The organism is Ectobacillus panaciterrae DSM 19096 (genome assembly GCF_000430785.1).
GTDB classification, from domain to species: domain Bacteria; phylum Bacillota; class Bacilli; order Bacillales; family Bacillaceae_G; genus Ectobacillus; species Ectobacillus panaciterrae.
In genome coordinates this window covers 74,840-85,627 of record NZ_AUMR01000028.1, presented here as the reverse complement: position 1 = coordinate 85,627, position 10,788 = coordinate 74,840, and the positions used below count along the sequence as shown (strand labels likewise).

Sequence of the window (10,788 nt, the reverse complement as noted above, 5' to 3'; positions counted from 1 at the left end):
TGTCCTTGTTGCCAAAGAAGGAAGAAAGTGCGGACACGCAACTATACGTGCGCATGCGGCTATGAAGAACACCGGGACATTCATGGTGCTCGCAACATCTTGGCAAAAGAATTGTACGGAAAGATGTGTCATATTCCGGAAGAAACAAAAAGAAAGTATCTACGGATTGCATAAGCAAAAAGTAGTAGACGGTGTGTTCCCACCCTTCTGCATGTACAGAAGTTGCTTAGTCAAATGAAGAAAAGGAGCCCCTGCATAGGTGCAGAGAGGAGATGGCAAATCCGCTTCTCATGGGACCTTGTCTTTGTTGGTGCTAAGAGACCCCCACTTCAAGGAGCGGAAGCGAGTAAGTGGGGGAGGTTCATATACATTCCAAAAAAGGTTGCGGTGTTACAATAATAGTTAACTTGAACTAACTTTCTTACTTATACACTTTTTTATGTAGTACCATATACAAGTGAATGAAAAAACCGTTTTTTGATAGCGGGAGAGATCATCCAGCGACGTGCAGAAGCGGTCAAACCTTTGTAGTGGTTCATGCAAGGGTAAACGAGAGAGAAGAAGCATACGATACTCTCTTTTGGTTACACATAGCACATGAAAATGTCGAAATTATAATTCACTCATATATATTGTTCAATGGAATACAGTGAGAAGAAAGTACAAAAAATGAATTTTCTAAAAATTATAAACTTTTAGTATTTACAACAAGGAACTTTTCTAGTATGATAATCCTACTAAATTAAAAAGAAGGTGCTACCGATGAAATAGTGAAAGGCGAAGGCGTGTTATACATACGCTGGGCATTCATAACATCTTATATTTTCTAAGGAAGTTCTCTTGGCTTTTGTTTCTTTTTTAAAAGTAAGACTTCCTTAATTAGGGAGGGAGATAATTAAACCAATATTATATCGGAAGAATAAAATACAACGAAAGGATTAGAGTACGAAATAGTGATAAATCAAGAAGAAATAATGTAAGCGACCTTGTGTATCCTAATATGGAAATTACAAGGTCGCTTATTGATGTTATACCCTCTTTTTACGAAAGACAAAGACTATCCCTTGTCTTTTTTAACGATACTTTCTCGCTACCAAAAATTCCACAATCGGCATGACGAAGATAGATGCGCAAAGGGTGAGCCAAAACGGCATCGTATGCGGTTTGATTGCAGTGCTGAAGCCGTTTTGAATTAATATCAATATGAAGATTACAGCGATAAGAACATAATAACTAATTTTGGCGCTGACGCGAATGATGTGCTCATTCATTTCATCTCTTCCCTCCGGCCCGTTGATATCCCCCCATGTAAAGTAGTTGAAGACGTGATACAAACCGAGACTGACAACGAAAATCACATACCCGTCTATCTCACCGTACTTGAACCACTTGTAAAGGCCGAATCCTACAAATGCTGCCGCCATTATCCCCCAGCTGATTGCTACATTTCTGCGCCGTGCCCCCCTATCTTTTATCATATTGCTCCCCCCTTTTTAATAGACTGTTATGCCGACAGCTTCCGATACGAAATTATGTACCCCATCATATATCCTACAAGTGCCGCAAGAAGTATATCTCCTCCTTGATAAAAGAAAGGCTGTTGAAAAAATGAAATTCCATCTCCTTTATGGAAGATGCCTTTAAAAAAAGGAAGCGCTTGAATCCCTTTAAAGAATAGCATATACATGATAGCATACCAGCTCTGGATCACCGCTTCCTTCGCCATGAAGCGCTGTCTTTCATCACCCTTGTTGGAAGGATGCTTTTCCCCCGTCAGCTTTATCATGACATACATGAAAACTATATACATTACAATATACAAACCCCATAAAAACATCTGCATCACTTCTCCTCCTATGTACGGTATAAAAACAACTCGTCCACCGTCGTCTCCAGCACCTGCGCCAGCCGAAAAGCCAGCGCCAAGCTAGGATCATATTTGTTATTTTCAATCGCATTGATGGTTTGTCTGGAAACGCCGCAGCGTTTCGCCAACACATCCTGCGAAATGCTGTGCTCCGTGCGCAGTTCATGAATTCGATTTTTCATCTTATTCTCCCCTAATATGTAAAACATATTTTACACTCTCAGTATACATTGGTAAATAATAACATGTAAAAAGTTTTTTACATAAAGAAACGCTGTTGGGCATCCAACAGCTTCTTACATTACTGATTGTTCAGTTTTTATGTTTTCTTGTTTTATCCTTAACTGTGCAGCTGACCAAATAGAGGCAGCTGTTAATAGTGCTGCTTTAATCAAATGTTTGTTATAATGCACTCACACAAGCTAAAATAAAATTATATCCCCTATGGAGGTGTTAGTATGAACGATTCATTCCGTGCTTTAGTCGTCAACAAGACCGACCATGAGTTTTCTGTAAAAGTTCAGTCTCTTACTCTATCTGATTTACCTGAGGGTGACGTAACCATTCGTGTTGTATATTCCAGCGTGAACTACAAGGACGGACTTGCATCCTCGCCCAATGGCAAAATTGTGAGAACATATCCGTTCGTGCCGGGGATTGATTTAGCTGGTACTGTCACGGATTCAAGAGACCCGCGTTTTAAAGAGGGTGATGAAGTCATTGTGACAAGCTATGAGTTGGGCGTTTCTCACTTTGGCGGCTTTAGCGAATTTGCGAGAGTCAAGGGAGATTGGGTTGTTCCTCTTCCAGAAGGGCTTACTCTTAAGGAAGCGATGGCGTTCGGAACGGCTGGCTTTACTGCTGCTTTATCTGTTCATCGGCTTGAAGAAAATGGACTGATGCCAGAGAAAGGACCGGTTCTGGTAACAGGTGCGACAGGCGGCGTCGGCAGCACAGCAGTTTCCATTCTGGCCAAGCGCGGTTACCACGTTGTTGCGAGTACTGGCAAAGAGTCCGAGCATGAATACCTAAAATCAATTGGAGCTGCAGAAATCATTACTCGCAAGGATGTTACGCCGGAATCTATCCCCGCGTTAGGAAAGCAGCGCTGGGCAGGTGCGGTAGATCCGGTTGGCGGAGATACACTTGCTTCCATTTTAAGCACCATTCAATACGGCGGCTCTGTTGCAGTCAGCGGATTAACGGGCGGTACGGCAGTTGCGACCACTGTCTTCCCATTCATTTTGAGGGGTGTGAATCTATTAGGAATCGACTCTGTATATTGTCCGATGGAAACACGCAAGGAGCTTTGGAAACGCATGGCTTCTGATTTAAAACCAAACGCGCTATTAAACTATATCGGAAACGAAATTACCTTGGACGAGCTGCCTGCCACATTAGCTTCTATTCTAAAAGCTGAAGTGCGCGGCAGAACAATTGTGAAATTATAAGAAGAAGGCTGCTTCAGGAATGGAAGCAGCCTTTTTCTTCATAGATTTCTCCTTAATCAAACGTTTGTTTAACAGCTAGCGTATCTTACGAAGAAGCTTCTCCCGATACATTCCGAACGCAGATGTTCCTTTCATCCGCCGTTTTTCCATCAGCTGCTGGAATCGCAATGTTTTTTCATTCAGCTTTTCCGTCAGCCTCTCTCGTTCTTTCTCATCCTTGCAGCAAGCAATCAAATCTTCTAGTGTCAACATATCCTTTTTCAGCTGAATCTCTTCAGGAATCATACCTGCGTTCTTCAAAATTTTATAGCTCATACGAAGCTCTTCCGGAACACCGGACAAGTCCTCCAGTTGGAGAGGCTTTCCTTTCCCTGGAAGATCATCAAAATCTCCATTTCTTACAGACTGACGAATGCGTTCTTCAGCAATAGCAAAAAATACGTCCATCTCATCACATCCTTATAGGGGTTCTACTTATATTGTATAGTTTTCCCATTGAAAAGACACGTTTCACGCAGCAAAAGACAGCCTGCTTATCGCAAGCTGTCTTTTACTTATTAGTTCGCACGCCACTTCTCTACATCCCACACTTCGGTTACCCAGTTTTCGTAAAAGGAAGGCTCATGAGAAACGAGAATCACTGTTCCGGCATACGCTTTAAGCGCGAATGCCAACACCTCTTTCGCTTCCGTATCAAGATGGTTTGTCGGTTCGTCCAGCAGAAGCCAATTGCTGTCGGAAAGCATCAATTCACACAATCTCACTTTTGTCTGTTCACCGCCGCTCAGCGAATGAAGGGGCTGATAGATGTGCTCAGTCCGTAAACCACAGCGCGCCAAAGCTTGCCGCACTTCCTTTTGAGCCAATCCTGGATGCATGGACCATATCTCTTCTAATGCAGATTGCGAAGAAGATGAAGTCTCCTGGACAAAGTAAGCAGGTTTTACGCGATCTCCAAGCTTTACAATGCCGCCTAATGCAGGTAGCTGACCAAGCAATGTTTTCAATGTAGTGGTTTTGCCGATGCCGTTATGACCGACCAATGCAACCTTCTCTCCTCTTTTCAATCGTAAATCAATAGCCGGGAACAGCGGATCTCCATATCCCACCTGTAAATTTTGTGCTTCTAACACTATACTCACCGGTTCTGTACTGACTGAAAACGAAAATTTCGGACGCGGCAGTCCTTTCGGCTTTTCAATGCGGTCGATTTTCTGCAGTACCTTTTCGCGGCTCTTCGCCTGCTTGGAAGTAGAAGCGCGCACCTTATTCTTTTGCACATACGTTTCCAGCTTTTGAATTTCCTTTTGCTGACGGCTGTAAGCGATATGGATTTGCTGTTTGCGAAATTCATATGCAGCTATAAATGCAGCATAGTTCCCGATATACCCTGTTAATATGTGATGCTCCATATGATAGATGACTGTTGTGACATCATTTAAGAATCGTGTATCATGCGAAATAAGAACAAAAGCATGCGGATAGCTTCTCAAATAATCCGTCAGCCATGCAATATGCGCCGTATCCAAATAGTTAGTCGGCTCATCAAGCAACAGAATATCCGGCTGCTCCAAAAGAAGCTTTCCGAGAAGAAGCTTCGTTCGCTGCCCGCCGCTCAATTCATTGACGTCCCGTTCCATCCCGATATCAACGAGCCCCAGACCGCCCGCCACCTCTTCTATCCTTGCATCCAGACTGTAAAAATCATGCTGATCCAGTACATCTTGAAGCTTTGCATATTGATTCAACAACTTCTCCAGCTCCGTTTCATCTGCAAGCCCCATCCGTTCTGTTGTTTCGTACATGGACTGTTCTGCTTCATACAGACGGGAAAACGCACTTTGTAAATACTTTCTGACATGCATGCCTTTTTGTAAATCGGCATGCTGTTGCAAAAAGCCTATTTTCAAATTTGGAAACCACTGCATTGTACCTGCGTCCGGTACAATTTCTCCAGTCAATATACGCAGCAATGTTGACTTGCCTGCTCCGTTCGGTCCCACTAATCCGACGTGCTCGCCGCGAAGCAGACGAAAGGACACATTTTGAAATACTATTTTATCTCCGTACATATGTGTCAATCCTTCGACATGAAGAATACTCATGTTTTTCTCTCCTTTTCGTTTCGTATTCCAACCGAAACACAAACAAAGAAAAATAAGTACACTTCTCCCTGCACAAAAAAGGGTAAAGCGAGGCCGCTTTACCCATGTACTGTCCATTTCCATGCTACAAGGCAAGAAAATATTATAGTAAAAAAGGATAAGGGTATTCCTCTGTTGTCTTTCGGTCGGTTTATTTCGTAAAAATAGGCATAGTTCACCAATTTCACGCTAAAACCATTTGAAGAACAACAGGTCGTATCATGTAACCCTTCCACTCCTTTAATAATCGTTATCCAAACATAACGGATACAGTAAAACCTTAACATGATTTTCCAGTTTCTGCAAGCCTGTATTTGCAGTATATTCAATCATTTTAAACGGAATTTTTCCTCTGCTATTTTCCGGTTTTTCAAATTTTTTCTTTTTTCGTTTACAAAACAACAAATGAGACGATGGCTATGCATCGTCTCATTTGTTACGGCATTAAATCGTTATAGACTTCTCCCGTCTCCGGATTTACTGCATAGTATCCCATTGTCGCATTATGAGGCGTGTTCGGGTCGCTTACCTTTTCATATACGTGAAACACATAGTGCCCCTTTTCGTTATCCTGCTGCTGTTCTACTATAATAGAAGAGTTGGCCGGGATTTTCATATAAGCCCGAATAAGATCTTCACCTTGCTTTGGTGTGAGCTTCTGTCCTGAAGCGGGTTTGGGCGGCGCAGGGATTTCTGTACTTTGATTTGGTTCTGTAGTGCCTGCACTTCCTTTTTCCCGCTCAATTTGCTGCCAAAGTTCTGTAGATTCCTGCGCGATTTCTTGCACTTGTTCACTTGCGGACGTTGTGCCAGACAGCTCTTTTAAAATTGCTTCCGCTTCCTCGTATTTTTTTTCATCTGCCAGTATTCTTGCTTTTTCAAGCTTCGCACTCATGTCCTTCACTTGTAAATCCCATTTCTTTACTTTATTAATAAGATCCTGTGCTTTTGGCTTCAAGATGTCCATAGCCTTAGAGGATTCATGAGATTTTGTAATTTTTTCCGCATGAGATACAGCCTCTTCCTTCTTTCCTTCATCAAGCGCTTGTACACTTTGCTGCATAGTTTGTGCCGCTTGTATATATTTCTTTACTTCATCTGTGCTTTTCTCTTTTTCTGCCTTTTTAAAATGAGCGGCAGCATCTTTATACTGATCTTCCTTTAGCGCACTCATCCCAGAATCAATATACTGCTCATACTTCGAGCTGCAAGCAGCCATAAATAAAAGAGCAAACATACATAGCATCGCTGTTAATTTTTTCATATATACTTGGTACCCCTCACCGTTCTCTGTGTATATTAAATCACTATCCATTATAAGGGATAGGAATATATAATACTAATATCAAAACATTTTAGAAATTTATTGATTCAATTTCTTTACTTACACCCTCGGCATTAGCTTAATTTTTCAGTATTTTGACTTTCTTTTGGGCTGTTTAATTATTTAAACAACTTTTTTATCTGATTGTATACCGCAAACAAAGTGAGGGGGATAGGGATGTGCCCTTTTTATAACGGGAAAGAGAGAGAAGATCGAGAAAGAACGTTTTATTATGCGAAACCCAACGAAAGAACAAAAGAAAAAGAAATTGAAACAATAGCGCTTAAAATCAAAGAAATTATTCAAAATTCATCATGTGAGGAAGAAGAGATTATCTTTTTATGCATCGGGTCAGATCGCTATGTAGGAGACTCTCTAGGTCCTTTAGTAGGAACGATGCTCAAAGAAAATCAAATTCCTTATCGTGTTTACGGAACGTTAGAATCACCTGTTCATGCACTTAATTTAAAATCAACATTGAAAGAAATCAATAAACAATTTGTGAAGCCACTTATTGTTAGTATCGATGCTTGTTTGGGAGATCAAAATCAAGTGGGTTACGTTATTTTTAAAGAGGGCCCTCTTCTGCCAGGAAAAGCTCTTGAGAAAACTTTACCTGAAGTGGGAGATTATCATATTAAAGGAATGGTTAACTATATAGACTCTTTGCCAACATCCCAATTTTTAAATGATACTCGGTTGTATACCGTTATGAATCTTGCAAAGACGATTGTAAAGATTATTACTCAAACAGCTCTATTTGTGTCTCTTGAGAGACAGAAGTAATGTTTTAAACAATATTAACAAACTGAGTATATATGCTATATACAACTGAATAAAAAAACCGTCTTTTTGTAGTGAGGAAAGAGCATCCGGCGGAGCATAGAAGCGGTCAAACCCTGTTCCTGTCCCATACAAGGATGAGAGAAGAAGCGAGTGCAGGCTTTGGTTCTGTACAGCAGCGGTTCATATGTCGAAATTATAAATCAGTTATATATAAATTATTTATAATTTCGACATGAAGTTGGATTTTGCCCATCGTGAACCAAACAGAAAAGCAACTCCCATAAACAGGAGTTGCTTTTCTCATATTATCTCATTAAAACGCCCAATTTCCATTGCGGAAAATCGGTTCGCGTTCGCCTTCTTTCGTAATGCCGTCAATATTCATATCCGCAGAACCAATCATGAAATCCTCATGCACGAGACTCTTGTTCGCGCCGCGCTCCCGCAGCTCTTCTTCCGTCATGGATGTCCCGTTCTCCAAATTCACCGGATACGCTTCGCCAAGCGCCAAGTGATTGGATGCGTTTTCATCATATAACGTGTTGTAGAAAATCAAGCCCGAAGCAGAGATTGGAGACCGATGCGGCACAAGTGCGATTTCTCCTAAATGACGCGCTCCTTCATCTGTATCCAATAAGAGCTGTAATGTTTCATAGCCGGATTCCGCTGTGAAATCCACTACTTTTCCGTTTTCAAATGTTAATGTAAAGTTATCGATTAAGTTGCCTGCATAGTTCAGCGGCTTTGTGCTTTGCACTATGCCGTTTACACCGTTTCTATGCGGCATCGTGTAAACTTCCTCTGTCGGCATGTTCGGATTGAACGCAATGCCCTGCTCACTAACAGAACCGCCGCCTTTCCATATATGATTCTCCGGAAGATCTACAGTCAAATTTGTGCCAGGTGCCTCGTATACAAGCTGCTTATATTGCTTGGCATTCAAGTACGCTCCTTTTTGTTTTAAAGTTGCGTTATGTTCTTTCCACGCTTCGACCGGATTTTCTTTATCGATGCGGTTAATACGAAAAATTGCATCCCACAGCTTTTCAGTACCTTCTTCTTCTGAAAGCTCAGGGAAAATTTTTGCAACAGATGCCTTTGTCGGTACAGTTACGATAGACCAGCGTGCCTTATCCGCCATCATATAGCTGCGATATTTTTTCAACGCTGTTCCTGCTGTTTTGTTTGCATTGGAAATACGCTGCGGGTCAATTCCCTTCAGAAGATCAGGGTTTGGCGCGTAAACGGAAAGAACACCCGCACCATTTTCCACCATCTCTTCAAATCCTTTTGCTTTCCACATTGGATATTCTGTAAATGCTTCATCAGGTGCATCTTCATATTTCGTACGTGTTAATTCATCATCGTTCCACTCTACATGAACATTTTTTGCTCCCGCTGCGTATGCTTTTTTCGCTACAAGACGTACGAAGGGCGCCGCTTCAAGCGGAGCGTTTACGATAAGCGTTTGTCCTGGCTGGACATTTACGCCGACGCGCACCGCAAGCTCGGCATACTTTTCTACCTTCTCTTGAAATTGAGTCATTATATAACCCTCCCATATATAAATCTTTTTTGTTGTCCGTCACTCTTCTCGCACGTACTCAAATATTATGGACGGTTTGAGTGAGATCAGCTGTACCTCTTAATAAGAGTATACAAAAATTTCTAAAAGATAGGAAATAATACTAGAAGCAAACAAAAAAACGCCGGAAGCACATCCAAGCGTTTTTTTCTTCTCTTATTCTTTTTCCAAAATAGCTGCTCTTAATTCCTTAGCGCTTTCAGAAACGGACGCTGCCTGACTGATAGCGGAAATAACGGAAACGCCGTCCGCTCCGCCGCGCATAACAATAGAAGCATTATCAACACTGATGCCGCCGATTCCTACGATCGGCATATCTATACCGTTTTTCCTGATCGCTTCAATTACAGTTGTGCCTTTTGCTTGCTGCGCATCTTCCTTGGACTGCGTCGGAAAAACAGGACCTACCCCAAAATAATCCGCACCTTGTCTAATGGCCCGCTGCGCTTCTTCCAAGTTATGAACAGATACACCCAATATTTTGTTTCCGATCTTCTCGCGGACGCTGTCTGCCGTTTCATCATCTTGTCCGATATGCACACCGTCAGCATCTAAAGCAAGCGCCATCTCTACATCATCGTTTACGATAAAAGGAATCCCCCGGCTCTTACAGATTTGCTGTACCTCTTTTGCAAGCCTATACTTTTCCTCTCCTGTCAGTGCACCTTTTCCTTTTTCACGGAATTGAAATAATGTAATGCCGCCGTCAATAGCTTCACTTACAACTTCACGTAAATCTTTATGGCAATTGTTGCTGCCCGCGATAAAATACACGCGAAGCAGTTCTCTCATATGATCGGATAAAATTCGTGTCATTAGCTGTTCACCTTTTCTGTTCTGCTTTGGTACGCCCAGTGGTTCGTCGGGCCGTGGCCGTTTCCGATGCCAAGCTGGTCTTCAATCGCCGCTTGAATAAAATCCTTCGCTGTTTGAACCGCGGATTGCACGCTCTTTCCTTTTGCAAGGCTCGCCGCAATGGCCGCTGCAAACGTACATCCCGTACCATGCGTGTTTTTTGTCTCCACCCTTTTGCTTGTATAATAGGTAAACTCATGACCATCATACAGCAGGTCAATTGCTTCTTCTTGCAGGTCATGCCCGCCTTTTATTACAACATACTGTACACCAAGGTCATGCAAATATTTTGCTGCGCGCTGCCGCTCTTCAAGCGTGGCAATGCTCAGGCCAGTCAACGCTTCAGCTTCCGGAATATTCGGCGTAACTACAGTTGCGATCGGCAAAAGCTCTTCTTTTAACGCCCGCACAGCTTCTTGTTGCAGAAGAGACGCACCTCCCTTTGCAATCATTACAGGATCAACAACTACGTTTTTCCAGCCAAATTTACGAATTTTCTCCGCCACAGCATGAATAATCTCGCTGCTGAACAGCATACCTGTTTTCACAGCGTCCGCTCCAAGATCTGCACCAATAGATTCAATTTGTTCCGCCACTGCTTCCACAGACATCGGATATACCCCTTGCACGCCTAGCGTATTTTGCGCCGTTACTGCCGTTAAAGCTGACATTCCGAATACTTTCAGCTCTTGGAATGTTTTTAAGTCAGCCTGAATGCCCGCACCGCCGCCGCTGTCAGAACCCGCGATTGTTAGCGCTTTGTACGTTGTCATTAT

General features: G+C 42.4%; 12 protein-coding genes. 3 read left to right on the top strand and 9 right to left on the bottom strand.

Annotation, left to right across the window (positions count from 1 at the left end; translation table 11 throughout):
- Positions 1-174 (top strand): zinc ribbon domain-containing protein (locus H540_RS31930; RefSeq protein ID WP_211241886.1); only part of this gene is annotated, 174 nt, incomplete at its 5' end.
- Positions 175-1,073: 899 nt separating this feature from the next.
- On the opposite strand, the gene H540_RS0108090 is transcribed toward H540_RS31930, so the two are convergent.
- From H540_RS0108090 to H540_RS0108080, 3 genes are read right to left on the bottom strand one after another with little or no spacing between them, the layout of a single operon-like run.
- On the bottom strand, positions 1,074-1,478 hold the full coding sequence (locus H540_RS0108090) for a hypothetical protein (protein WP_051317029.1): 405 nt from the start codon (positions 1,476-1,478) through the stop codon (positions 1,074-1,076).
- Between the two features lie 26 nt (positions 1,479-1,504).
- Positions 1,505-1,843 carry a hypothetical protein gene (locus H540_RS0108085; RefSeq protein WP_028400204.1) on the bottom strand — a complete coding sequence of 113 codons (339 nt, stop codon included), beginning with the start codon at positions 1,841-1,843 and terminating at the stop codon, positions 1,505-1,507.
- A gap of 11 nt (positions 1,844-1,854) precedes the next feature.
- Positions 1,855-2,049 (bottom strand): helix-turn-helix transcriptional regulator, encoded by a 195-nt coding sequence (locus H540_RS0108080; protein ID WP_028400203.1) that lies wholly within the window; start codon positions 2,047-2,049, stop codon positions 1,855-1,857.
- Positions 2,050-2,325: 276 nt separating this feature from the next.
- Between H540_RS0108080 and H540_RS0108075 the strand changes: the two genes are divergently transcribed.
- Positions 2,326-3,318, top strand: a complete 993-nt coding sequence (locus H540_RS0108075; protein WP_028400202.1) for an NADPH:quinone oxidoreductase family protein — start codon at positions 2,326-2,328, stop codon at positions 3,316-3,318.
- 75 nt (positions 3,319-3,393) lie between these two features.
- Here H540_RS0108075 and H540_RS0108070 read toward each other — a convergent pair whose 3' ends face one another.
- From H540_RS0108070 to H540_RS0108055, 3 genes are all read right to left on the bottom strand, one after another.
- Positions 3,394-3,765 carry a DnaJ family domain-containing protein gene (locus tag H540_RS0108070; protein WP_028400201.1) on the bottom strand — a complete coding sequence of 124 codons (372 nt, stop codon included), beginning with the start codon at positions 3,763-3,765 and terminating at the stop codon, positions 3,394-3,396.
- A gap of 110 nt (positions 3,766-3,875) precedes the next feature.
- A complete protein-coding gene (locus H540_RS0108065) occupies positions 3,876-5,423 on the bottom strand; it encodes an ABC-F family ATP-binding cassette domain-containing protein (RefSeq protein WP_028400200.1) in 1,548 nt (515 codons plus the stop codon).
- A gap of 475 nt (positions 5,424-5,898) precedes the next feature.
- Positions 5,899-6,726 (bottom strand): hypothetical protein, encoded by an 828-nt coding sequence (locus tag H540_RS0108055; RefSeq protein ID WP_028400199.1) that lies wholly within the window; start codon positions 6,724-6,726, stop codon positions 5,899-5,901.
- 237 nt (positions 6,727-6,963) lie between these two features.
- On the opposite strand from H540_RS0108055, the gene yyaC reads away from it, so the two are divergent.
- A complete protein-coding gene (gene yyaC, locus H540_RS29230; protein ID WP_034670569.1) occupies positions 6,964-7,572 on the top strand; it encodes a spore protease YyaC in 609 nt (202 codons plus the stop codon).
- 313 nt (positions 7,573-7,885) lie between these two features.
- Here the strand turns inward: yyaC and H540_RS0108045 are convergent, their stop codons facing one another.
- The 3 genes from H540_RS0108045 to thiD all read right to left on the bottom strand — a co-directional run bounded on the left by H540_RS0108045 (position 7,886) and on the right by thiD (position 10,785).
- Positions 7,886-9,118 carry an aminopeptidase gene (locus tag H540_RS0108045; RefSeq protein WP_028400198.1) on the bottom strand — a complete coding sequence of 411 codons (1,233 nt, stop codon included), beginning with the start codon at positions 9,116-9,118 and terminating at the stop codon, positions 7,886-7,888.
- Positions 9,119-9,313: 195 nt separating this feature from the next.
- Positions 9,314-9,973 (bottom strand): thiamine phosphate synthase, encoded by a 660-nt coding sequence (thiE, locus tag H540_RS0108040; RefSeq protein ID WP_028400197.1) that lies wholly within the window; start codon positions 9,971-9,973, stop codon positions 9,314-9,316.
- Entirely contained in the window at positions 9,973-10,785 is an 813-nt protein-coding gene (gene thiD, locus H540_RS0108035) for a bifunctional hydroxymethylpyrimidine kinase/phosphomethylpyrimidine kinase (protein WP_028400196.1), read from the bottom strand. The genes thiE and thiD overlap by 1 nt, the downstream gene beginning before the upstream one ends.
- Positions 10,786-10,788 lie beyond the last annotated feature (3 nt).

Bases quoted from the DNA above. Each gene is read 5' to 3' on its own strand.
- H540_RS0108090 (WP_051317029.1), bottom strand. From the start codon at position 1,478: ATGATAAAAGATAGGGGGGCACGGCGCAGAAATGTAGCAATCAGCTGG.
- H540_RS0108085 (WP_028400204.1), bottom strand. From the start codon at position 1,843: ATGCAGATGTTTTTATGGGGTTTGTATATTGTAATGTATATAGTTTTC.
- H540_RS0108080 (WP_028400203.1), bottom strand. From the start codon at position 2,049: ATGAAAAATCGAATTCATGAACTGCGCACGGAGCACAGCATTTCGCAG.
- H540_RS0108075 (WP_028400202.1), top strand. From the start codon at position 2,326: ATGAACGATTCATTCCGTGCTTTAGTCGTCAACAAGACCGACCATGAG.
- H540_RS0108070 (WP_028400201.1), bottom strand. From the start codon at position 3,765: ATGGACGTATTTTTTGCTATTGCTGAAGAACGCATTCGTCAGTCTGTA.
- H540_RS0108065 (WP_028400200.1), bottom strand. From the start codon at position 5,423: ATGAGTATTCTTCATGTCGAAGGATTGACACATATGTACGGAGATAAA.
- H540_RS0108055 (WP_028400199.1), bottom strand. From the start codon at position 6,726: ATGAAAAAATTAACAGCGATGCTATGTATGTTTGCTCTTTTATTTATG.
- yyaC (WP_034670569.1), top strand. From the start codon at position 6,964: ATGTGCCCTTTTTATAACGGGAAAGAGAGAGAAGATCGAGAAAGAACG.
- H540_RS0108045 (WP_028400198.1), bottom strand. From the start codon at position 9,118: ATGACTCAATTTCAAGAGAAGGTAGAAAAGTATGCCGAGCTTGCGGTG.
- thiE (WP_028400197.1), bottom strand. From the start codon at position 9,973: ATGACACGAATTTTATCCGATCATATGAGAGAACTGCTTCGCGTGTAT.
- thiD (WP_028400196.1), bottom strand. From the start codon at position 10,785: ATGACAACGTACAAAGCGCTAACAATCGCGGGTTCTGACAGCGGCGGC.